Here is a 22,425-nt window from a genome sequence, read left to right on the forward strand (position 1 = left end):
GCCGAACATGCTATATAGTCGATCAGGAGGCGTCACCATGGCCAATGCAACCCGATCCGAGAAACTCGACCTGCGGCTGACGCCGGAGGCCAAGCGCGTGCTGAACGCCGCGGCCCAAGCCGAGCGACGGTCGGTCAGCGAGTTCGTGCTGGAAAGCGCGCTCATCCGTGCCCAAGAGACCTTGCCGGACCGCCAGCATTTCGGGCTGGACGCGGAGCGCTGGCAAGCCTTCCTCGCCGCGCTCGATGCACCGCCCCGTCCGTTGCCGAGGCTGAAGCGGCTCCTGAACGAGCCCGGCCTGTTCGAGCATCCCGGCGAATAGCCCCGTGGCGCTCCGTATCGAGAAGCTGCGGCGCGAGCATCGCGTCGAGGGGTTCGATTGCGGCAAGGAGCCGCTCAACCGCTTCCTGATCCGCTTCGCCCTGCAAAGCCAGCTTTCCAACAGCGCGCAGACCTATCTCGCCCTCTCGGACGATGAGGTGGTCGGCTATTACACCCTGACCTATGGCGACGTGGCCTATGACGATGCGCCCGGGCGGTTGCAGAAGGGCGTCGCCCGTCATCCGGTTCCCCTGATGATCCTCGCACGCCTCGCGGTGGCCAGCGCCTGGTCAGGCAAGGGGATCGGCTCCGGCCTGCTCAAGGATGCGCTCGGCCGCACGCTCGCCGCCGCCGAAATCGCGGGCCTGCGCGCTTTTGCCGTCCATGCCAAGGATGAGGAGGCGCGAGCCTTCTACGAACATTTCGATTTCATCGCGTCGCCCAGCGATCCGATGCACCTGTTTGTGCTCCTCAAGGACGTTCGCGCCCTGATCGGCCGCTAGCGGAGGGGTTGGGATTTTCGCCCGCCGGTTCGTTTGGGGGCCTCTGCGGTCGATTCGATCTCTTTCAGGATTTCGGCAGCCGAAACGCCCAGCGCCGCAGCAATATCGACGAACTCGATGACATCAATCCGTCGCTCATCGTTCTCATATTTGGCGACAAAGGATTGCGGCCTGCCGAGCGCTGCGGCAATTTCGGCCTGGGTCATACCTTTCGCCTTGCGTGCTTCGACGAGCAGGGACAGGAGACGCTGCTGTCGGGATGTGCGCAAGGACTTCTGCATTCGGAACGGCGCTCCATTGATGAAGGGAGGCCATTTCGGTAATCCTGATATGGGATTATCCCAGTTCAGGATTTTTGGTGCTGTTGGCCCTGAAGGGAGGGCGTTCGATGCGCGTCAGACCCAAGCTTGATCCCGATGTCGATGACGAGGCCCCGAGCGGCCCCGAGATCACGACTTATGACGAAGAGCATTATGTGACCTATCTGCGTTTGCTGGATGCGCAGACGGACGGAGCGGACTGGTCCGAGGTGGCGCGGATCGTGCTGCACCGCGATCCGGTCGCCGAGGAAGACCGCACAAGGGCCTGCTGGGAAAGCCATCTCGCCCGCGCGCAATGGATGACCAAGCAGGGCTACCGCCGCATTCTCCAGCAGGCCGTCGCGGAGGCGACGCAAGAGGCTCAGGGCAAGACACGGCACTAAGCGAACCATCCGATTTCTACGCCATGGTATCCGGCGGCACGCCGATATGTCTTTTCTGTTGAGTCTCGCGAAAACGCCTATTCTCTGATCGGCTCCATCTCTTTTGCCGATTGGAGCCTGTATGCGTGGAGGCCGAATACTCTGGGGTCAGATCGCCGTTGTCCTGACCGTTGTGCTGTTGACGACATGGGCGGCGACGCAATGGACCGCATGGCGGCTCGGCTTTCAGGCGCAGCTTGGCGCCCCATGGTTCAAACTGGCGGGCTGGCCGGTCTATTCTCCACCGGCTTTTTTCTGGTGGTGGTTTTCGTTCGACGCCTATGCGCCATCCATCTTCCTGGAGGGAGCGGCGATCGCCGTATCCGGCAGCTTCATCGCCATCGCCGTCGCCATCTTCATGTCGCTCATCCGGGCGCGCGAGGCGCGCAATGTGGCGACCTACGGCTCCGCCCGCTGGGCCGACGACCGGGAAATCCGCGCCGTCGGCCTGCTTGGTCCCGATGGCGTCGTGCTCGGCCGGCACATCCAGGATTATCTGCGCCATGACGGCCCCGAACATGTGCTGTGCTTCGCCCCGACGCGGAGTGGCAAGGGTGTCGGGCTCGTTGTGCCGACGCTGCTTACCTGGCCGGGAAGCTGCATCGTCCACGACATCAAGGGCGAGAACTGGACCCTGACCGCCGGCTTCCGCGCCAAGCATGGCCGCGTGCTGCTGTTCGATCCGACCAATGCACAATCGTCCGCCTACAATCCGTTGCTGGAAGTCCGGCGCGGCGAATGGGAGGTGCGCGACGTCCAGAACATCGCCGACATCCTGGTCGATCCCGAAGGCAGCCTCGACAAGCGCAACCATTGGGAGAAGACAAGCCACAGCCTGCTGGTCGGCGCGATCCTGCACGTCCTCTATGCCGAGCCCGACAAGACGCTGGCGGGCGTCGCCAACTTCCTCTCCGATCCGCGCCGGCCAGTCGAAGCGACGCTGCGCGCGATGATGTCGGCGCCGCATCTGGGCGAAGCGGGCGTCCATCCCGTCGTTGCTTCCGCCGCGCGCGAGCTGCTCAACAAATCAGAGAACGAGCGATCCGGCGTGCTGTCGACCGCCATGAGCTTCCTTGGCCTCTATCGCGATCCGGTCGTGGCGAAGGTGACGGCGCGCTGCGACTGGCGCATCGCCGATCTGGTCGGGGACCGGCGGCCGGTCACCCTCTACCTCGTCGTGCCGCCGTCCGACATCAACCGCACCAAGCCCCTGATCCGCCTGATCCTCAACCAGATCGGCCGGCGGCTCACCGAGGAATTGAAGGCGTCGAACAAACGCCATCGCCTGCTGCTCATGCTCGACGAGTTTCCCGCGCTCGGCCGATTGGACTTTTTTGAGTCCGCCTTGGCCTTCATGGCCGGCTACGGTCTCAAGAGTTTCCTGATCGCGCAGAGCCTCAACCAGATCGAGCGCGCCTATGGGTCGAACAATTCGATCCTCGACAATTGCCATGTGCGCGTCGCCTTCGCCGCCAATGACGAGCGCACCGCCAAGCGTGTGTCGGATTCGCTCGGCACCGCGACGGAGCTGCGCGATTCCACTAACTATGCCGGCCATCGGCTGGCGCCGTGGCTCGGGCACCTCATGGTGTCGCGCCAGGAGACGGCGCGGCCGCTCCTGACGCCCGGCGAGATCATGCAGCTTCCGCCCAGCGACGAGATCGTCATGGTGGCGGGCACGCCGCCGATCCGGGCGAAGAAGGCGCGCTATTTCGAGGATGCGCGCTTCAAGGAGCGCATCCTGCCGCCGCCCGATCTTATCGCGCCGCGAGCCGCAGCGACGATGACGGATGAATGGTCGGCGCGTGTGATCGCGCCATCGGCCGCAGCGGCGGCAACCACAACAAGCGACGGCGCCGATGGCGATCCGGCCAATGCCGGCATCCGCCGCGAGCCGGAATTGCCCGAGCATGAAGAGATCGTCCCGGCCGCGCGGCCGCCCGAGCAGGAGTTTGATCTTTTGGACGATGAGCCCGACGTGGACGCCGCCAAGGCGCGAGCGCTGCGCCAGCGTATTCGCATCGTCGCCCGGCAGGCGACGATGGACCCGGCCGACGGCATCGAATTGTAGGAGATGCCGGTGCAGGCCAAGACCCGCATGAACGTCTATTTCGACCCCGGCCTACTGAAGCAGGTCGAGGCGCTGGCGCTCCGGCGCAATGTCTCCAAATCCGCGGTGATCGAAGCAGCCGTCGCGTCCTTCCTCTCGGCCGACGCCTCCGAACGGCTCGAGGCCGTGTTCGCACGCCGCATGGACAAGCTCGGCCGCCAGATCGATGGGCTCGACGAGGATATCGCCATCCTGGGCGAGACCGTCTCGCTGTTCATCCGCTTTTGGCTCACTATCACGCCGCCATTGCCCGAAAGCGCGCAAGCCTCGGCGCGCGCGAAAGGAACGGAACGCTTCGAAGGCTTCATGCAATCGCTCGGTCGGCGATTGGCGACCGGCGACAGGTTCCTGAAAGAGCTTTCGCGCGATGTCGACTCGCTGCGCGACGGCGCAGACCATGCGCTCTTCAAGACAAACGGCGATCCAGGCTGAATATTCAACTCCGCCGATTGCCGCCTTTTCTTCGCCATGGCCGCACGCATCGAGATACTTGTTGAACCGACCCGATTTCCGGCTCTTTTAATCATCCCCGTCAGGGGACTGCATGCCGCGTCCCCGCCAGCACGGGGACAAGATGACGACCACGCACCAGCAATCCGAGGCGATCCAGCGGGGCGCGCGCATGCTGCGCACGGCGTTCGGACCTGCCATCGCTGGCTTCCTGGAAGACCCGTCCATTGTCGAAGTGATGCTGAATCCCGACGGGCGGCTCTGGATCGACCGTCTCTCCAGCGGGCTTGAGGATACCGGCCGTAAGCTGCCGGCAGCCGACGGCGAGCGCATCGTCCGCCTGGTCGCCCATCACGTCGGTGCCGAAGTCCATGCCGGCGCGCCGCGTGTCTCCGCCGAACTCCCCGAGACCGGGGAAAGGTTCGAGGGTCTTCTTCCGCCTGTGGTCGCGGCTCCAGCCTTCGCGATCCGCAAGCCCGCCGTCGCAGTGTTCACCCTCGACGACTATGTCGCAGCGGGCATCATGTCGACAGCGCAGGCCGAGACGTTACGCGAAGGCGTCGCTGCGCGCGCGAACATTCTGGTCGCCGGCGGTACGTCCACCGGCAAGACCACGCTGACCAACGCATTGCTCGCAGAGGTCGCGAAGACCGACGATCGCGTCGTCATCATCGAAGATACGCGCGAACTGCAATGCGCCGCGCCGAACCTCGTGGCGATGCGCACGAAAGACGGCGTCGCCTCTCTCTCCGATCTCGTTCGCTCTTCGCTGCGTCTTCGCCCCGATCGTATTCCGATCGGCGAGGTGCGCGGCGCCGAAGCCCTGGAACTGCTCAAGGCCTGGGGCACCGGCCATCCCGGCGGCGTCGGCACGATCCATGCCGGCAGCGCGATCGGTGCGCTGCGCCGAATGGAACAGCTCATCCAGGAGGCCGTCGTCACCGTCCCGCGCGCGCTGATCGCCGAGACGATCGACATCGTTGCCGTCCTCTCCGGCCGCGGCTCGGCGCGCCGGCTCTCCGAGCTCGCACGCGTCAAGGGCCTCGGCCTCGATGGCGATTACCGCGTCGCGCCGGCCGTCATCGAGGGCACCGGCGGCCCGACCTCGCTCACCCCAAGCCCTGAAGGAGAACGCCTGTGATCCAACGCCTGCGCTCAATGTGCCGGACTCAAGTCCGCCGCCGTCTCGCCATGACCGTGTCCGTCGCCACGCTGTCTGTGATGATGGCCGCGCCCGCCCATGCCTCCGGCTCGTCAATGCCGTGGGAGCAGCCGCTGCAACAGATCCTGCAGTCGATCGAAGGCCCGGTCGCCAAGATCATCGCGGTGATCATCATTATCGTCACCGGCCTGACGCTCGCCTTCGGCGACACATCAGGCGGCTTCCGCCGGCTGATCCAGATCGTCTTCGGCCTGTCGATCGCCTTCGCGGCGTCGAGCTTCTTCCTGTCGTTCTTCTCGTTCGGCGGCGGAGCGCTCGTCTGATGACGGGCGGTGTCGAACAGGGCGGCGATGTCCCAGGCTACACGGCTCCCGTTCACCGGGCGCTGACCGAGCCGATCCTGCTCGGCGGCGCGCCGCGCGCCATCGCCATCATGAACGGGACGCTCGCTGGCGCCGTTGGCCTCGGCCTTCGCCTCTGGTTGGTCGGCATCGCCATCTGGGCGATCGGCCATGTCGCGGCGGTGTGGGCCGCGAAGCGCGATCCGCTCTTCGTCGACGTGGTGCGCCGCCATCTGCGCGTCCCCGCGCACCTCTCGGTCTGACGGGGAGCGCGCCGATGATGAACCTCGCCGAATATCGTAACCGCAACAGCCGGCTCGCTGACTTCCTGCCCTGGGTCGCGCTGGTTGGCGCCGGCATCGTCCTCAACAAGGACGGCAGCTTTCAGCGCACCGCGCGGTTTCGCGGCCCCGACCTCGACAGCGCCGTCCCGGCCGAGCTGGTCGCCGTCGCCGGCCGCCTCAACAACGCCTTCCGTCGCCTCGGCTCCGGCTGGGCGATCTTCGTCGAAGCCCAACGCCACCCTTCGAACCTCTATCCCGACAGCCGCTTTCCCGACGCTGCCTCCGCGCTGGTCGATGCCGAGCGCAGGGCGGATTTCGAGGAGGCCGGCGCGCATTTCGAGTCGAGCTATTTCCTGACCTTCACCTATCTGCCGCCGGCGGAAGACGCCGCGCGCGCCGAATCCTGGCTCTATGAGGGACGGGAGAAGTCGGGCCTCGACCCCAACGAGGTGATCACCGGCTTTGCCGATCGCACCGATCGCATTCTGCGCTTGGTCGAAGCCTTCATGCCGGAATGCCGCTGGCTCGATGACGCGGAGACGCTCACCTATCTCCACGGCTGCGTCTCGACCAAACGGCACCGTGTCCGCGTGCCCGAGACGCCGATCTATCTCGACGCGCTTCTCGCCGACCAGCCGCTGACCGGCGGGCTCGAACCGCGCCTTGGCGCCTCGCATCTGCGCATCCTCACCGTCACAGGCTTTCCAACGGCGACGACGCCAGGCCTGCTCGACGAGCTGAACCGTCTCGCATTTCCGTATCGCTGGTCGACGCGCGCGATCCTGCTCGACAAGACCGACGCGACCAAGCTGCTGACCAAGATCCGGCGGCAATGGTTCGCCAAGCGCAAGTCGATCGCCGCGATCCTCAAGGAGGTGATGACCAACGAGGCATCCGTCCTCGTGGACACCGATGCCGCGAACAAGGCGGCTGATGCCGATCTCGCGCTCCAGGAACTCGGCGCTGACTATGCCGGCATGGCCTATATCACCGCGACGGTGACGGTGTGTGATGACGATCCGCGCATAGCCGACGAGAAGTTGCGGCTAGTCGAGAAGGTCATCCAGGGCCGCGACTTCACCGCGATGGCCGAGACCATCAACGCGGTGGACGCCTGGCTCGGATCACTGCCCGGCCACGTCTATGCGAACGTCCGCCAACCTCCGATCTCCACGCTCAATCTCGCCCACATGATCCCGCTGTCTGCGGTGTGGGCGGGCGAGGTGCGGGACGAGCATTTTGCAGCGCCCCCACTGCTCTTCGGCAAGACCGAAGGCTCGACCCCGTTCCGGCTTTCGCTTCATGTCGGCGACGTCGGCCACACGCTGATCGTCGGCCCGACCGGCGCAGGCAAGTCCGTGCTGCTGGCGCTGATGGCGCTCCAGTTCCGACGCTATGCCCGCGCCCAGGTCTTCGCCTTCGACTTCGGCGGCTCGATCCGGGCGGCGGCGCTCGGCATGGGCGGCGACTGGCACGATCTTGGTGGCGATCTCAGCGATGGCGCCGTCGACAGCGTCAGCCTTCAACCGCTCGCCCGCATTCACGACGTGCCCGAGCGCGCCTGGGCGGGTGACTGGATCGTGTCGATCCTGACTCGCGAGGGTGTCGCGATCACGCCCGAGGCGAAGGAGCACATCTGGACGGCGCTGACCTCGTTGGCGTCGGCGCCCATAGAGGAACGTACCATCACCGGCCTGGTCGTGCTGCTCCAGTCGAATGATCTCAAGCAGGCGCTCCGGCCCTATTGCGTCGGCGGTCCCTACGGCCGGTTGCTCGACGCCGAGCGCGAGCATCTCGGATCGGCCTTTGTTCAGGCGTTCGAGACCGAAGGGTTGATCGGCACCGACGCGGCGCCCGCGGTCCTTTCCTATCTCTTCCATCGCATCGAAGACCGGCTCGACGGCTCGCCGACCCTCCTCATCATCGATGAGGGCTGGCTGGCGCTGGACGATGACGGCTTCGCCGGCCAGCTCCGTGAGTGGCTGAAGACGCTGCGCAAGAAAAACGCCAGCGTCATCTTCGCCACGCAAAGCCTGTCGGACATCGACGGCTCGGCGATCGCGCCCGCCATCATCGAGAGCTGCCAGACCCGGCTTCTGCTGCCGAATGAGCGCGCGATCGAGCCGCAGATCACCGCGATCTACCGGCGCTTCGGCCTCAATGACCGCCAGATCGAGATCATCGCGCGGGCAATGCCGAAGCGCGACTATTACTGCCAGTCCCGTCGCGGCAATCGGCTGTTCGAACTCGGCTTGTCCGATGTGGCGCTCGCGCTCTGCGCCGCGTCGTCGAAGACCGACCAGGCGGCCATCGCCCGCATCGTCGCCGAACATGGACGCGACGGCTTCCTCGCCGCCTGGCTCGATCACCGTGAGGTCGGCTGGGCGGCTGACCTCATCCCCACGCTCATCAACAAGGAGACGTCCCAATGAAACTGCGCAATTCCCGCGCAGCGCGGTTCGCTGCCGCGCTGCTGATCGCTCCCGTCGCGCTCACGCCGATGCTGGCGACGCCAGCTCACGCGATCATCGTGTTCGATCCCTCGAACTATGCACAAAATGTGCTGACGGCAGCGCGATCGCTCCAGCAGATCACCAACCAGATCACCTCACTTCAGAACGAAGCGCAGATGCTGATCAACCAGGCGCGCAACCTTGCGAGCCTGCCGTACTCATCGCTCCAACAGCTTCAGCAGTCGGTTCAGCGGACGCAACAGCTCCTCCAGCAGGCCCAGAACATCGCCTATGACGTCCAGCAGATCGACCGGGCGTTCCAGCAGAAATACGGCAACGTCTCGATGTCGGCGACGGATCAGCAGCTCATCACCGATGCTCGCTCGCGCTGGCAGAACACGGTCGGCGGCCTGCAGGATGCCATGCGCGTGCAGGCCGGCGTCGTCGGCAACATCGACACCAACCGCGCCCAGATGTCGGCGCTGGTCGGCCAGAGCCAGGGCGCAACCGGCGCGCTTCAGGCGACGCAGGCCGGCAACCAGCTTCTCGCGCTTCAGGCCCAGCAGCTCGCCGATCTCACTGCCGTCGTCGCGGCCAACGGTCGGGCACAGGCATTGCAGTCGGCCGAGCAGGCCACCGCTGCCGAACAGGGTCGCGAGCAACGCCGACGCTTCCTGACGCCGGGCTCAGGCTACCAGCCCGGCAATGCGCGCATGTTCCCGAGCAGCGGCAACTGAGGCTGGCGTGATGGACGGCAAGACCCTCGCGCGCGTCGGCGCCATCGTCTTCGTCGCGGTCGCCATCACGGCGACCGCGATCGAGATGAACCGCAAGGACGTTTCGCCGGACGCCCTCGCGACGCAGGGCCGTCCCGTCGCCGCACAAGATCCTCTCGCCGCCGAATTGCTTCGCTGTTCCGAGATCGGCGAGGCTGGCACGAGCGATCCCGGCTGCCTGAAAGCATGGGCCGAGAACCGTCGCCGCTTCCTCGGGCAACCAGCCCAGACATCCTTACCGACACCGGTTGCGCCGACGACGTTGTTTCGGAGTGCGCCGGCGGATCTGGCTGATCCCGCCCGGCCGGAGATCCGCTGACATGGGCGGCACCGGCGTCATCGACCATTTCCTCGAGGTCTTCACACGCTACATCGACGGCGGATTCGGGCTGCTCGGCGGCGAGGTGGGCTTCATCGCCACCACGCTCATCGTCATCGACGTGACGCTCGCCGCGCTCTTCTGGTCGTGGGGCGCCGACGACGACATCATGGCGCGCCTCGTCAAGAAGACCCTCTTCGTCGGCGTCTTCGCCTACCTGATCTCCAACTGGAACAATCTCGCCCGTATCATCTTCGAGAGCTTCGCGGGTCTCGGCCTGAAAGCGTCGGGCACCGGCTTTGCCGTCAGCGATCTCATGCGCCCGGGCAAGGTGGCACAGACCGGCCTCGATGCCGGCCGCCCGCTGCTCGACTCCATCTCCAACCTGATGGGCTACTGGTCGTTCTTCGAGAACTTCATCCAGATCGCCTGCATGTTTTTCGCATGGGCGCTGGTGCTGCTGGCGTTCTTCATCCTCGCGATCCAGCTCTTTGTCACCCTGATCGAGTTCAAGCTGACGACGCTGGCCGGCTTCGTCCTCATTCCCTTCGGCCTGTTCGGCAAATCCGCCTTCATGGCCGAGCGCGTGCTGGGCAACGTCATCTCCTCCGGCATCAAGGTGCTGGTGCTCGCTGTCATCATCGGCATCGGATCGACGCTCTTTTCCGAATTTACCTCCGGGTTCGGAGGCAACACGCCATCAATCGACGACGCCATGGCGATCGTGCTCGCCGCGCTTTCGCTGCTCGGTCTCGGCATTTTCGGCCCCGGCATCGCCAACGGCCTGATTTCGGGTGGTCCGCAGCTCGGCGCCGGCGCGGCCATTGGCACTGGTCTTGCCGCCGGCGGCATGGTCGCCGCAGGTGCGGCCGCCGCCGGCGCAGTCGCCTCGGGTGGCGCTGCGCTAGCTGGCGGTGCTGCCGCCGCGGCTCGTGGAGGCGCAGCCCTCGCGGGCGGCGCCTCCACCGCCTACAGCCTCGGCGCGGCCGGACAATCGGGCGCATCGGGCGTCGCCTCTGGCCTGGGCAATGTTGCGAGCACCGGCGCGAGGGCGGCCGTCTCACCGTTGAAGCGCGCGGCCGGCCGCGCCGCCGACAGCCTGAAGCAGAGCTATCAGGCCGGTGGCCAGGCCGCGACGGAGATCGCCACGGGCGCACCCGGGGCAACGACGGCAACCGCTGCAGAGACCGCATCTCCGGGAGCCGCATCTTCCACCAGCGACGGCCCGCCAGCCTGGGCGAAGCGCATGAAACGCTCCCAGCAAATGTCCCACGGCGCCTCCGCGGCCGCCCACGCCGTGCGCAGCGGCGACAGCCATGGCGGCGGCTCCTCCGTCAACCTCTCCGAAAGCGACTGACAATGTTCAAACGACCATCCACCCACTACGGCAAATCCCCTCAGCCCGAGACGCCTTATCAGCGCGCCGCGCAGGTCTGGGACGACCGGATCGGCTCAGCCCGCGTCCAGGCTCGCAACTGGCGCTACATGGCCTTCGGCTCATTGGTACTCGCGGCCGGTCTTTCGGCGGCGCTGGTCTGGCAGTCCGCCAATGGCTCGATTGTGCCCTGGGTGGTGCAGGTCGATCGGCTCGGCCAGGCGCAGGCCGTCGCGCCGGCGACCGCCGACTATCAGCCGAACGATCCGCAGATCGCCTTCTATCTCGCGCGCTTCATCGAGCAGGTCCGCTCGATCCCGTCCGACGCCATCATCGTGCGGCAGAACTGGCTGCGCGCCTACGACTTCACGACCCAGGGCGGCGCGCTGGCGCTCAATGACTATGCGCGCGCCAACGACCCCTTCACCAAGGTCGGCAAGCAGCAAATCGCGATCGAGGTATCGTCGGTCATCCGCGCCTCGCCGTCGAGCTTCCGCATCGCTTGGATCGAGCGCCGCTATCAGGACGGCTCGCTGGCTTCCACCGAGCGCTGGTCCGCCATCCTCACCGTCGTTGTGCAGCCCCCGCGCGATGCCGACACGCTGCGGAAGAATCCCCTCGGAATCTACATCAACGCCATCAACTGGTCGAAGGAGCTTGGACAATGACACCAGCACTCCGCAAAGCCGCCCCCTGGAGTGCGGGGCGTCCGGCTTTCCTCAGCCGCGCCATGCCGGGTTTCCGTAAATCCGGCTTGCCGCTTCTCCTACTTTGCACATCGGCGCTCGCCGGCTGCGCCACCCATACGCCACCGCCCGAAATTTCCTATGACGATGCCGCGCCCGCCGTCATCGCCGCCGATCCGCCGAAACCCGTGCAGGTCGTAGAGTTGCCGAAACCGCTCCCGCTGCCCGGTCAGTTGAAGCCAGTCGGCAAGGACGGGAAGCCCGAGCCGGAGCCGGTCGATCCCGCCGCGCGCGTCAATCAGGCCAACGCCGCCGCACGCGTCCAACCCGTCCGCAACGGCTTCATCAACTCGATGCAGGTCTATCCCTTCGTCGATGGCGCGCTCTATCAGGTCTATGCCTCGCCGGGGCAGATCACCGACATCGCGCTTCAGCCCGGCGAGCAGCTCGTCGGCTCCGGTCCCGTCGCCGCCGGCGACACCGTGCGCTGGATCATCGGCGACACCGAGAGCGGCGTGGGCACCGCCAAGCAGATCCATATCCTCGTGAAGCCAACCCGCGCCGAGCTGATGACCAATCTCGTCATCAACACCGACAGGCGCACCTATCACATGGAGCTGCGCGCGACGCCCGCGACCTACATGGCGTCGGTGTCCTGGCAATATCCACAGGACCAGCTCATCGCGCTGCGCCGCCAGAACCAGCAGGCGGAGGCCGCGCAGCCGGTGTCGGGCGGCATTGATCTCGCCCGTGTCAATTTCCGCTACGAAGTGACAGGCGATCGTGCGCCATGGCGACCGCTACGCGCCTTCGATGACGGTCGCCAAGTGTTCATCGAATTTCCGCGCGGCATCGGTCAGGGCGAGATGCCACCGCTGTTCGTTGTCGGGCCGGAGGGCGACACATCCGAACTGGTGAACTACCGGGTACGCGGAAACTACATGATCGTCGACCGGCTGTTCGCCGCCGCCGAGCTGCGGTTCGGTGCGGGCAAAGACCAGAAGCGCGTCCGCATCTCCCGCACCGACGGGAGGCCGGCATCGTGAGCGACGAACGCGATCCCGAAAAGGAAGAAGGTCGGGCGCCGGGTTCGACGCCCCAGCCTCAGCCGGCCGACGATGATGACACCCGGCCGCTCACCGGCGAGCCGGCTGTGACGATGCGCCTGCGCGCCGAGCCGCCGCGTGTGACCCGCCTGTCCCGCAAGGTGCTGGCCGGTCTCGGTCTCGCTGCCAGCCTCGGTGTTGGCGGCGCGCTGATCTATGCGCTTCAGACCCGTCACCAGGGCCAGGGACAGGAACTGTATTCGACCGACAATCGCTCGACCCCGGACGGGCTCGCTGGCTTGCCGAAGGATTATTCCGGCGTCCCAAAGCTCGGCCCGCCGCTCCCCGGCGATCTCGGCCGCCCGATCCTGAATGCGCAGAATGGCGCTACAGTCCCGCCGATCAGCGCGCCAGCATCAGGCCCGGTGGGACCGACCCCCGAGGAGCAGCGCCGGGCGCAGGAGCTGGAGGCGGCGCGGACCGCACGGTTGTTCGCCTCGACCGAGACTCGGCCCGCCAGTGCTGGGGCCTCGGCACAGCCCACCGCGACCGCCACGCCGCCGGCCGATCTCGCCAGCCTCGGCCTCGCGCCGCAGCCAGCGACGCCATCCGCGCAGGATCGCCAGCTCGCCTTCCTCAACCAGGCGCCCGACAAGCGCACTGTCGCGCCGGATCGGGTGGCCGCGCCGGCGTCGAAGAACGTCCTGCAGGCCGGCGCCGTCATCGCCGCCGCGCTCATCACCGGCATCCGCTCCGATCTTCCCGGCCAGATCACCGCGCAGGTGACGGAAAACGTCTATGACAGTCCGACGGGCAAGATATTGCTTGTGCCCCAGGGCACGCGCGTCATCGGTCAATATGACAGCGGCGTCGGCTTCGGTCAGCGGCGCATACTCCTCGTCTGGAACCGGCTGATCTTCCCCAATGGCCGCTCCATCGTTCTGGAGCGTCAGCCTGGCGCCGACGGCGAGGGATACGCCGGCCTCGAGGATGGTGTCGATTATCATTGGGGCGAACTGTTCAAGGCCGCCGCGCTCTCCACCATCTTGAGCGTCGGCGCGCAGGCCGGTTCATCGGGCCAGGAGAGCGACATCGTTCGCGCTCTACGACGCGGGGCTTCGGACAGCATCAACCAGACGGGTCAGCAGATCGTTCAGCGCCAGCTCAACATCGCGCCGACCCTGACCATCCGGCCGGGCTTCCCGGTCCGCGTCATCGTCACGCGCGATCTCGTTCTCGAATCCTACGGAGGCTGACATGGCAAAATTGAAGCTTGGGCCGATCGTGGATGAGAAACCTGTAAAGGCGGCGGTGGAACTGCCTGCTTCTCTTCATCGGGATCTCACGGCCTATGCGGAAGCACTCGCCCGTGAGACTGGCCAGCCTGTCACAGACCCCATGAAGCTGATCGTGCCGATGCTGGAGCGATTCATCACGTCCGACCGGGGATTTGCAAAGGCGCGCCGCGCTTCGCGCTAGATCGTGGCCCGACTCCGGGCGAGATCCAGTAGGCCGCGAAGCGCTTTGCTGGAATTGTGCGGCGACCAAATGGCGCTGAACCTTAGCGGCTCCGGTTCGTCGCGCAGCGGCAAGAAAGTGACGCCAGGAAAGGCGGCTTGCGCTGTTGCTTCGCTGCAAAGGGTTATTCCGTAATCGCCCGCCACCATCGAGAGGAGCAAGCAGCGGTCGACGTTGCAGCGTTGCACGCGCGGTTGCAGGCCACGTTCTTCAAAGCGGCGCAAGACATGATCATGCACCTGTGGTCCGGTTCCGTTGTAGCGCACCAGAAATAAATCATCCTTCAGGTCGCACCAATGCAGCGCGTCGCCGCTGGCGCGGAGATCGCGTGTCGACACCGCGATGAACAGGGGTTCCGTCCAAAGCGCCCGGCAGTGGCAATCCGGGACGTCGGTGATCGCAGCGACGAATGCAACGTCCAGGCTGCCTTCGCGCACCCGCAGGATCGCGTCCTTGGCACGTCCGTCGAATAGCTCCAGTTCAACGCCCGGCCACTGCTGACGGTAACAATGGAGAAGATCGGCCAGGAATCCGGCGGCGATCGTCGTCGGCACGGCGAGCCGCACGCGGCCGAGTTCGCCGGTGCCAATCATCCCGGCTGTCTTCACCGCATAGGCAAGCTGGTCTATTCCATCGGCGACCTGCGCCAGAAAGAAGCGTCCAGCTTCGGTCGGCTGGACGCCACGATGCCGTCGCTCGAACAGACGGACGCCGAGCGTCTCTTCCAATGCACGGATGCGCTCGCTCACCGACGACTGGCTGACGCCGAGCGCGGTGGCCGCATGCCGGAAGTTCAAATGCTCGCCGACGGCGACAGCCTGGATCAACGAGGCGAGCGGGATGCGTGTGCCCAGAAGGCGGCACTGCCGGCAGTGCAGGGCGTCGGCTTCCTCCGACCACTTGCAGGGGCGACGCCTCACCATCGTGCTCCCAATGCGGCAGTGCGGTCACAATGGCGTCGGCATCGTTGGCGCCGCGGGCAAGGTTCGGTCCGTCCCAGCGCCCGTCGAGCAGGCAGGGCAGCACCAGCCGTCGCGTCGCCAGCGGCGGACATCCGACGATGCCGGCGGCCGTGGACGGCCTGCGCTGCGTCATCAGCACCTCTTGTCGGACTCACACCGGCGGCTACGGTCACCGAGCAACGGATAAAATCGATGGCGTGATCTCCGTCAGAACCGGTAGCGCAGGCTGGCGCCGAGCTAACGAGCAAGGCAAGCGCGCGGTGCAGGGACGGTTCGATGAGACGGTCCTGCAGTCTGGAACGATCGGTTGCGATCATGGAAGACCGATATTGTCTTCACTGTTCTCAGTCCGCTCTTTAGCGATCGGCCGCTCCAGTCTTTGTTCAGCCCCGTCTTCACCAGCATGCACGCTCCAAAGAATCAAATCCGCGAAAATCACAAACGAAAATCGCGAGTTTAGGACTGCATGTCTCTCCTCGAAAACGAGGAGAGATGACAAAAATCTTGCACGTTAATTGCAGTTTGGCGCGACAATGGCCTTGAAACTCAACGCAGCATTCTTCAGAAACTCGATGAGTTCCGTGTCTGGCGTAGAAATGGGTTGTTCTTTGGATTCTTGCTTCGCGCGATATTGCCATGATGAACCGATCGCGCGTCCGTCGTCATAAAGGCCGTCCCCAGCATCCCGTTCCCGGCACGCTGCCTGACGATCTCTATGACTATTACAGTGATGCGCCGGCGGCGCATCGCGACTCGCCGACCAGAAACACGACCAGAACCTGGCGCGTCGACGACGACTGGCCCGAGCGTGTGCCGGTCACAGAGGTCGAGGTTGACATCTTCGAGCGCTACTTCGGCGATGTGCTCGACCGACTGTTCGGCCCCATCGAGAACACGTCCCCGAACGCGGACTTGCCACCATTAACATCTGATGTTAACGATAGGTCGTGAGCGAGGATCACGACCCGACCCTCGACACGCTCTTCGAGCCGCCTTCGGGCAGGCGGTGGATGTGGTGTTGAAGGAGCGAGACATTTTATGAAGACGCTGCAGGTCGGAATCGCCGACTATGAAGAAATAAAGGCTCGCACCATGCGGATCGCACGCGGCGACGAAAAGCCCGCGCCGGACGATCCGAAGGTGTGGTTCACCTCCACCGAATCCTTCGCGCAAATTCTCTCCAGCGGAAACCGCGAGTTGCTGCGCGTTATCGACGAACAATCGCCCGGATCGCTGGAGGATCTGTCAAGAATTACTGGGCGAGCCAAGTCCAGTCTGTCTCGAACACTCAAAACGATGGCGAACTATGGCCTTGTCCGAATGGACCCCGGCGAAGGTCAGAAAGTTGTGCCCACGGTGCTGTATGACCGCGTGACCCTGGAGTTGCCGTTGATCGAGCGCCGCAAAATGAAGGGAGGCAGGCGATGAATATGCACAGTCCCGATGTCGCCCAGCGCGCCGCCCTCTACCTGCGCGTCTCCACCACGCGGCAGGCCGAACACGACGTATCGATCCCCGATCAGCGCAAACAGGGCGAAGCCTATTGCGCATCGCGCGGCTATCGGCTCATCGAAACCTTCGTGGAAGCCGGCGCCTCCGCCACCAACGACCGCCGCCCCGAATTCCAGCGTATGATCGAAGCGGGCACATCGAAGCCCGCACCCTTCGATGTCGTCGTGGTGCATTCCTTCAGCCGTTTCTTCCGCGACCACTTCGAGCTTGAGTTCTACGTCCGCAAGCTGGCGAAGAATGGCGTCAAGCTCGTCTCCATCACGCAGGAGATGGGCGACGATCCCATGCACGTCATGATGCGCCAGATCATGGCGCTGTTCGACGAGTATCAGTCCAAGGAGAACGCCAAGCACGTCCTGCGCGCCATGAACGAGAATGCGCGGCAAGGCTTCTGGAATGGCGCGCTGCCGCCGATCGGCTATCGCATCATCGCAGCCGAGCAGCGCGGATCGAAGACCAAGAAGAAACTGGAGATCGACCCGCTGCACGCCGATACAGTGCGGCTGATCTATCGGCTGTTCCTCGAAGGCGATGGCAATTCCGGTCCGTTGGGCGTCAAAGCCATCACCTGCCATCTCAACGAGCGGCGCATCTTCACCCGCGACGGTGGACGCTGGGGCCTCGCACAAATCCACTCGATCCTGACCCGCACGACCTATATCGGTGAGCACCGATTCAACACCCGCTCGCATAAGAACCGCGAGAAAAAGCCCGAGAGCGAGGTCGCAGTCATGGCGGTGCCGCCGCTGATCGACCGCGAGACCTTCGATGCGGTTCAGGCGAAGCTGAAATCCCGCAACCCCATGCTGGTGCCGGCTCGCGTCACGAGCGGTCCCACCCTCCTTACCGGTATCTGCTTCTGCGCCAAATGCGAGGGCGCAATGACGCTGCGCACCGGCAAGGGCAGCGCGGGCGGCATGTATCGCTACTACACCTGCTCAACCAAGGCGCGTCAGGGCAAGACTGGCTGCGAGGGACGATCGATCCCGATGGACAAACTTGACGATCTGATCGCGAGCCACCTGGAAGAACGGCTGCTCCAGCCGGAACGTCTGGAAACTATCCTCTTCAGCCTCCTCGACCGCCGACAGGAACGCGCCGAGCGCCGCCGTGAACACCTCGCTGAACTCAACCGGCGAATCACCGAGACCGACCAGCGGCTCAACCGGCTCTATGACGCCATCGAATCCGGCGTAGCCGCTCTGGACGATTCAGCGCTGAAAGAGCGCATCGCCGGCCTCAAGGCGCTTCGGGATCAGGCCACGGCCGACGCCGAACGCATTCAGGCAACGCTCGACAGCGCAGGCAATCAGGCGATCACCCCGGACATGATCGAGACCTTCTCCAGCGCCGCCCGCGCCGGGCTGCGCCTCGAAGGCGGCGGTTATCGGCGGGATCATCTGCGCGCCTTCGCGCAGCGCGTTGAGGTCGCAGACACCGAGGTTCGCATCACGGGATCGAAGTCGGAGCTGCTGAGAACCCTCGTTGCCGCTTCGAGCGTAAAATCGGCGGCTTTTGGCGTTCGCAGTTCTGTACTGAAATGGCGCGCCCGAAGAGATTCGAACTCCTGACCCCCAGATTCGTAGTCTGGTTTGAAGTTTTGGCCCATACTGCAGTCGAACACGGAGGCGACCATCGCGTTACGCAGCACGGTTCGCCAGCACTGCGTGAAGTGCCTCGGGCTTAAGGTGCGTGTACCGTTTCAGCATTTTCCAGTCCTTGTGTCCGGTTACCAGAGCTACCTGTTCAATTGTGAATCCGGCCTCGAAAAGGCGGCTCGTGCCTTCGTGTCGTAAATCATGAAAATGAAGATCGTGGATATCCAGGTCAGCGCATCCTCGACGGAAGGCGGTGCCGACTGACCGATGATTGAACGGGAAAATCCGATCGTCGTCATTGCTGCGCCGTGCCCGTTGCTCCTCGACAATGGCCCACGCATCGTATCCGGTTGCCGCGAATAGCGGTATGCGCTGATTGTTGCCTTTCTTGTTGCGTGGGTCTTTCCGGTCACGGATGAGAAGCATCCGCGTGCGAGTATTCATATCGGACCAGCGCGCCTTGCAGATTTCCTCCTGGCGCATCGCGGTTGCGACGGCGAAACGTATGATCTGGCTAACCGGTGCCAATTGACGAGGGTTTGCATCGAAGTGAGCAATGAGCCTGTCGAGTTCATCCTGGGTCGGTCGCCTGTCGCGCTGGTGGCCTTTCCCAACGAGGCCAAGCCTCTTTAGGGCGATACGCGCGAGATCAACCGGTTCGACCTTGACGGGCAGTCCGTGCACCGCAGCGGCATGAGACAGGATAAGTTTTACAAAGCCGATGTCGATACCGAGCGTCATTGGCCCGGCGCCTTGGGTGGCCCGGTCGCGACCAAAACGAATGAGTCGTTCGCGATCGAGAGCCGCGATGTTGCACTTCCCCAGATGTCTTTGGAGCATATCGAGGGTTGCGGCCTTGGAGCGGCGAGGGGACTTGCCTACATCGCACATGTCGTCGATATGAAGGTCGATGAGTTCGCCGAAAGTTTTCAGGCGCGCGATACGGGACTTGGTCGGCGTCTCACCGCGATCGACTTGGCGCTCGGCTTCGGTCGCCCAGCGCCGTGCGTCGTCTCGGCGCAGGAAGGTCTCGCTGACGTAGCGACCTTTGCGACGGACTTGGACACGCCAGGAACCGGACGAGAGCTTTGTGTAGGTGGCCATTTTTTCGTGTGCGCTCCGTGTGCACTGAGAGATCGAAACGTGGCGAAAAGGGTCGTATTCTGGCGTAAATTCGTCTGCACTCAGCAGGTTCTAATGATCTGATGTTAAAGAAAAAATGCTGAAAAATCAATATTATAGAGTAGCCGTGGCGCCCATGATGGATTGGACGGACCGGCATTGCCGCTTCTTCCATCGCCAGCTGACGCGTCATGCGCTGCTCTACACCGAAATGGTGGTGGCGGATGCGGCCATCCATGGCCAGCGTGAGCGGCTGCTGGGCTTCGATGCGGTCGAGCATCCGGTGGCCTTGCAACTCGGCGGTTCGGACCCGCGAAAGCTCGCCGAGGCGGCACGCATCGGCGAAGGTTTTGGCTATGGCGAGATCAACCTCAATGTCGGCTGTCCTTCGGACCGGGTGCAGTCCGGCACGTTCGGTGCCTGCCTGATGCAGACGCCGGCGCTGGTCGCCAACTGCGTGGCGGCGATGAAAGCGGCGGTGGCGATACCGGTGACGGTGAAATGCCGCATCGGCGTCGACGACCAGGACCCGGAGGTCGCGCTCGACGCGCTGGCCGACGGCGTGTTCGCGGCCGGCGCCGACGCCTTGTGGGTGCATGCGCGCAAGGCCTGGCTGCAGGGGCTCAGCCCGAAGGAAAACCGCGACATCCCGCCGCTCGACTATGACCGCGTCTACCGCCTGAAGGCACGGCTGCCGCAGCGTTTCATCGGCATTAATGGCGGTGTTCCGTCGATCGACGAGGCGGTGCGCCATCTCGGCCATGTCGACGGCGTCATGCTCGGCCGCGCCGCCTATCATACGCCCGGCATACTGGCCGGCGCCGACGCCGCGCTCTACGGGACTGTGCCGGAGCCGGTCGATTTCGCGGCGCTGATCGAGACGATGGCCGCCTATGCCGCGCGCCACATCGAACAGGGCGGTCGGCTCGGCCATGTCACCCGCCACATGGTCGGTCTGTTCCACGGCCTGCCCGGCGCGCGCCGCTGGCGGCAGATCCTGTCCACCGATGCGACAAAACCCGGCGCGGGCGGGGAAGTGTTGCGCGCGGCGTTCGCGGCGATCGATTTCGCGGGCGCCGAGGAAGCTGCCTGACGCCGACAGCGCGTGTCGAGTAGGCTAGGCCGTGAATTTATAAACGCGAGATGACCGGTGTCGGGTGGAAAGCGGTCAGGCTGTTTACATGCTATTGGCTGAACTAACAGACGCATCCTTACAGCGTTCCCGCGCCGACTTCGTCACCGATGTCGTCATTCAATGAGTTGTAAGCGAAGATCCCGATTTTTCCATGCCACGGACTAGCCCATCTCATAGCCAACACAGCATTGAGATGAGTGTTAAAACGACGGAATTCGTCCGGAAACTCCGCCTATGCGACACTCCACTGTGACATGGTTCTTCGAACGTCGATCAAGAAATTCGGATTTATTTCACAAATTCAATTGGATAGGTCCGTTTTCGAAAAACAGAAGACGGGGCCATGTATTTAATTTATTAATAGCGCTGTGTGACAAGGAGGAGCTTCGTGGTCGATCCGGTCGAGAACTTCATAAGATATCAGGGCCCCTGTCTCACCAGCGCCGTCTCCGACCATCTGGTGCAGAACCTCGGCCTCACCCCGGCGGCGGCCCGCAAACGTGTTTCTCGCGCTTCCGGTGAAGTGAAGCGGCTAGCCTACATCACCTTTCCCCGCAAAGCGCGGTACGTTTACCTAGAGAAGCAATTCGGCTCGCCTGAATACTGGAGCAATCTGGTCGATGCGCTGCAGGACACGAACTCGGCTTATGGCTACGCCATTGCCGCGATCAGGCTTAGGGGCGGGGTCATTCCCGAGTCCCAGTTTCCAATTGCGAGCGGATCGCCACTTAAGCAGGCGAAGCACCTGTCGCCGGAAACGGTGCTCCAACGCCTCATTCAGGCAGGACTATTGGAACGACGGGATGTTCCCGGCCTCGGGGCCTGCATATCCCTGGTGCAGTCCGAACACCATTTCGACTTTATGGCCGCTGAAATGCGCGCCCGCCTGATAACCGAAGAGTTCCTGCTATATGCTGTTCGCGATTGGGCGCGGAAACTAGGCTTCGTCAGCTACGACAAGGTTGCCATGCGCGGGCCGGACAGTGCGCCAACGGTTGGTACATTCGCATGGGACCTCACTGCGCCATCTTATTTGAGCTTCATGGTGAAACCGGGCAAGGATGGGAAGATGAAGCCCGGATTTATAGCCTGCGACGTCTATCTTGGCGGGGAGGTTGACGTTCAGGGCATTCGCCCGTTCATCAACAAATGCCTGACGCTTCGGCGCCTTCGGAACGTCGGGCCATGCATGCAGATATTCGTTGCACATAAATACTCCGAAGAGGCGTTTGCCCTGCTTAAGCAGAACGGCATCGTTCCCGCCACGCCCGGAAATATGTTTGGGGATGAGATTGCCGAAGGGCTTGCCCAACTTTCCTCGGTGTTGACCAAGGCGGCGTTCACGGCCCTGAACCCTGAGGGGCTAGACCTGCTTTTCAAAAGGCTGGGCAAAATAGAAGGTGCGTCCGTCCAACTCCGGGGAACCCTGTTCGAATATCTAGCTGCTGAAATCGCCAGGAAGACGATCTCGCACCAGGTCAAAATGAACCAGATATTCAAATCGCCAGAAGGGAAAAAAGCAGAAGCCGATGTGGTTGCCCTCGTGGATGATAAGTCCGTCACATTCATCGAATGCAAGGGCTACAATCCCTACGCAGACGTGCCGAACAAGGAATTCACGCACTGGCTCCAACACAATGTCCCGGTCATCTACGCTGCTGTAAAGGCGCACCCCGAGTGGAAGAACCTCAAGGTCCAATTTGAATTCTGGTCCACTGCGTCGCTGTCAGATGACGCGTCCGCGATGTTCGACACTGCAAAGAAGACGATCAAAGCGTCGCGTTACACGATCGAACTGCGCCTCGGAAAGCAAATACACCAGCTCTGTAAAGACACCGGGAACGATGGTCTCGTGACCTCGTTCCGCAAGCACTTCATGAAATATCCACCCGTCGAGCAACAAGGTGTTGTCGTTCACGTCCAGCCTCAGGGATGGATGGTCGGCGCCTAGCGGACGCGTCAAACACTAGGATATTGTCGTTCCGCCGGATTCCGGCTCGTCCATCCGGC

At 63.8% G+C, this 22,425-nt stretch carries 24 protein-coding genes; 21 read left to right on the forward strand and 3 right to left on the reverse strand.

From position 1 onward, the window contains the following. Positions 1 to 37: 37 nt before the first annotated feature. Both FZF13_RS21680 and FZF13_RS21685 read left to right on the forward strand, forming a co-directional pair. Positions 38 to 322 (forward strand): type II toxin-antitoxin system TacA family antitoxin, encoded by a 285-nt coding sequence (locus tag FZF13_RS21680; RefSeq protein WP_024925069.1) that lies wholly within the window; start codon positions 38 to 40, stop codon positions 320 to 322. 4 nt (positions 323 to 326) lie between these two features. Further along, a complete protein-coding gene (locus tag FZF13_RS21685; protein WP_024925070.1) occupies positions 327 to 824 on the forward strand; it encodes a GNAT family N-acetyltransferase in 498 nt (165 codons plus the stop codon). Here FZF13_RS21685 and FZF13_RS21690 read toward each other — a convergent pair. Beyond that, positions 821 to 1,105 carry a helix-turn-helix domain-containing protein gene (locus FZF13_RS21690; protein WP_024925071.1) on the reverse strand — a complete coding sequence of 95 codons (285 nt, stop codon included), beginning with the start codon at positions 1,103 to 1,105 and terminating at the stop codon, positions 821 to 823. The two genes, FZF13_RS21685 and FZF13_RS21690, sit on opposite strands and share 4 nt — an antisense overlap. Before the next feature lie 107 nt (positions 1,106 to 1,212). On the opposite strand from FZF13_RS21690, the gene FZF13_RS21695 reads away from it, so the two are divergent. The 14 genes from FZF13_RS21695 to FZF13_RS21760 all read left to right on the forward strand — a co-directional run bounded on the left by FZF13_RS21695 (position 1,213) and on the right by FZF13_RS21760 (position 14,047). Next, positions 1,213 to 1,527 carry a DNA -binding domain-containing protein gene (locus FZF13_RS21695; protein ID WP_024925072.1) on the forward strand — a complete coding sequence of 105 codons (315 nt, stop codon included), beginning with the start codon at positions 1,213 to 1,215 and terminating at the stop codon, positions 1,525 to 1,527. A gap of 121 nt (positions 1,528 to 1,648) precedes the next feature. Further along, on the forward strand, positions 1,649 to 3,637 hold the full coding sequence (locus tag FZF13_RS21700) for a conjugal transfer protein TraG (protein ID WP_024925073.1): 1,989 nt from the start codon (positions 1,649 to 1,651) through the stop codon (positions 3,635 to 3,637). Between the two features lie 9 nt (positions 3,638 to 3,646). Beyond that, positions 3,647 to 4,108: a ribbon-helix-helix domain-containing protein gene (locus FZF13_RS21705; RefSeq protein WP_024925074.1), complete on the forward strand. Its 462-nt coding sequence runs from the start codon at positions 3,647 to 3,649 to the stop codon at positions 4,106 to 4,108. Positions 4,109 to 4,250: 142 nt separating this feature from the next. Then, entirely contained in the window at positions 4,251 to 5,267 is a 1,017-nt protein-coding gene (gene trbB, locus FZF13_RS21710; protein ID WP_024925075.1) for a P-type conjugative transfer ATPase TrbB, read from the forward strand. A gap of 50 nt (positions 5,268 to 5,317) precedes the next feature. After that, positions 5,318 to 5,611 (forward strand): TrbC/VirB2 family type IV secretion system protein, encoded by a 294-nt coding sequence (locus FZF13_RS21715; RefSeq protein ID WP_377799202.1) that lies wholly within the window; start codon positions 5,318 to 5,320, stop codon positions 5,609 to 5,611. Next, positions 5,611 to 5,892: a VirB3 family type IV secretion system protein gene (locus FZF13_RS21720; protein WP_024925077.1), complete on the forward strand. Its 282-nt coding sequence runs from the start codon at positions 5,611 to 5,613 to the stop codon at positions 5,890 to 5,892. The genes FZF13_RS21715 and FZF13_RS21720 overlap by 1 nt, the downstream gene beginning before the upstream one ends. 14 nt (positions 5,893 to 5,906) lie before the next feature. Beyond that, positions 5,907 to 8,345 (forward strand): conjugal transfer protein TrbE, encoded by a 2,439-nt coding sequence (trbE, locus tag FZF13_RS21725; RefSeq protein WP_024925078.1) that lies wholly within the window; start codon positions 5,907 to 5,909, stop codon positions 8,343 to 8,345. Continuing rightward, positions 8,342 to 9,103 carry a P-type conjugative transfer protein TrbJ gene (trbJ, locus tag FZF13_RS21730; protein WP_024925079.1) on the forward strand — a complete coding sequence of 254 codons (762 nt, stop codon included), beginning with the start codon at positions 8,342 to 8,344 and terminating at the stop codon, positions 9,101 to 9,103. Before trbE ends, trbJ begins: the two co-directional genes overlap by 4 nt. A 10-nt stretch (positions 9,104 to 9,113) precedes the next feature. Continuing rightward, positions 9,114 to 9,461 (forward strand): putative entry exclusion protein TrbK-alt, encoded by a 348-nt coding sequence (gene trbK-alt / locus FZF13_RS21735; protein WP_024925080.1) that lies wholly within the window; start codon positions 9,114 to 9,116, stop codon positions 9,459 to 9,461. 1 nt (position 9,462) lies between these two features. Beyond that, positions 9,463 to 10,818 (forward strand): P-type conjugative transfer protein TrbL, encoded by a 1,356-nt coding sequence (trbL, locus tag FZF13_RS21740; RefSeq protein WP_024925081.1) that lies wholly within the window; start codon positions 9,463 to 9,465, stop codon positions 10,816 to 10,818. A gap of 2 nt (positions 10,819 to 10,820) precedes the next feature. Further along, the gene (gene trbF / locus FZF13_RS21745) at positions 10,821 to 11,504 is read left to right on the forward strand and encodes a conjugal transfer protein TrbF (RefSeq protein WP_024925082.1); all 684 of its coding nucleotides are present in this window, start codon (positions 10,821 to 10,823) and stop codon (positions 11,502 to 11,504) included. After that, the gene (gene trbG / locus FZF13_RS21750) at positions 11,501 to 12,568 is read left to right on the forward strand and encodes a P-type conjugative transfer protein TrbG (protein WP_024925083.1); all 1,068 of its coding nucleotides are present in this window, start codon (positions 11,501 to 11,503) and stop codon (positions 12,566 to 12,568) included. The genes trbF and trbG overlap by 4 nt, the downstream gene beginning before the upstream one ends. After that, complete coding sequence (locus tag FZF13_RS21755) at positions 12,565 to 13,824, forward strand: TraB/TrbI/VirB10 family type IV secretion system protein (protein ID WP_024925084.1); 1,260 nt, start codon at positions 12,565 to 12,567, stop codon at positions 13,822 to 13,824. Before trbG ends, FZF13_RS21755 begins: the two co-directional genes overlap by 4 nt. A 1-nt stretch (position 13,825) precedes the next feature. Continuing rightward, the gene (locus FZF13_RS21760; protein ID WP_024925085.1) at positions 13,826 to 14,047 is read left to right on the forward strand and encodes a DUF2274 domain-containing protein; all 222 of its coding nucleotides are present in this window, start codon (positions 13,826 to 13,828) and stop codon (positions 14,045 to 14,047) included. Here the strand turns inward: FZF13_RS21760 and FZF13_RS21765 are convergent. Beyond that, positions 14,044 to 15,009, reverse strand: coding sequence for a LysR family transcriptional regulator (locus FZF13_RS21765; protein WP_024925086.1), 966 nt, complete (start codon positions 15,007 to 15,009; stop codon positions 14,044 to 14,046). The two genes, FZF13_RS21760 and FZF13_RS21765, sit on opposite strands and share 4 nt — an antisense overlap. A 675-nt stretch (positions 15,010 to 15,684) precedes the next feature. Between FZF13_RS21765 and FZF13_RS21770 the strand changes: the two genes are divergently transcribed. The 3 genes from FZF13_RS21770 (at position 15,685) to FZF13_RS21780 (ending at position 18,131) form a co-directional block, all read left to right on the forward strand. After that, on the forward strand, positions 15,685 to 15,999 hold the full coding sequence (locus tag FZF13_RS21770; protein WP_051504830.1) for a hypothetical protein: 315 nt from the start codon (positions 15,685 to 15,687) through the stop codon (positions 15,997 to 15,999). An 87-nt stretch (positions 16,000 to 16,086) separates the two neighbouring features. Further along, complete coding sequence (locus tag FZF13_RS21775; protein ID WP_024925088.1) at positions 16,087 to 16,476, forward strand: HVO_A0114 family putative DNA-binding protein; 390 nt, start codon at positions 16,087 to 16,089, stop codon at positions 16,474 to 16,476. Continuing rightward, positions 16,473 to 18,131, forward strand: coding sequence for a recombinase family protein (locus tag FZF13_RS21780; RefSeq protein ID WP_024925089.1), 1,659 nt, complete (start codon positions 16,473 to 16,475; stop codon positions 18,129 to 18,131). Before FZF13_RS21775 ends, FZF13_RS21780 begins: the two co-directional genes overlap by 4 nt. A 69-nt stretch (positions 18,132 to 18,200) precedes the next feature. Here FZF13_RS21780 and FZF13_RS21785 read toward each other — a convergent pair whose 3' ends face one another. Further along, positions 18,201 to 19,262: a tyrosine-type recombinase/integrase gene (locus FZF13_RS21785; protein ID WP_024925090.1), complete on the reverse strand. Its 1,062-nt coding sequence runs from the start codon at positions 19,260 to 19,262 to the stop codon at positions 18,201 to 18,203. 115 nt (positions 19,263 to 19,377) lie between these two features. Here FZF13_RS21785 and dusA point away from each other — a divergent pair, with 115 nt between their 5' ends. Both dusA and FZF13_RS21795 read left to right on the forward strand, forming a co-directional pair. Next, positions 19,378 to 20,373, forward strand: coding sequence for a tRNA dihydrouridine(20/20a) synthase DusA (gene dusA / locus FZF13_RS21790; RefSeq protein ID WP_024925091.1), 996 nt, complete (start codon positions 19,378 to 19,380; stop codon positions 20,371 to 20,373). Positions 20,374 to 20,803: 430 nt separating this feature from the next. Beyond that, complete coding sequence (locus FZF13_RS21795) at positions 20,804 to 22,366, forward strand: hypothetical protein (protein ID WP_024925092.1); 1,563 nt, start codon at positions 20,804 to 20,806, stop codon at positions 22,364 to 22,366. Positions 22,367 to 22,425 lie beyond the last annotated feature (59 nt).

The organism is Mesorhizobium terrae (assembly GCF_008727715.1).
Classification (GTDB): domain Bacteria; phylum Pseudomonadota; class Alphaproteobacteria; order Rhizobiales; family Rhizobiaceae; genus Mesorhizobium; species Mesorhizobium terrae.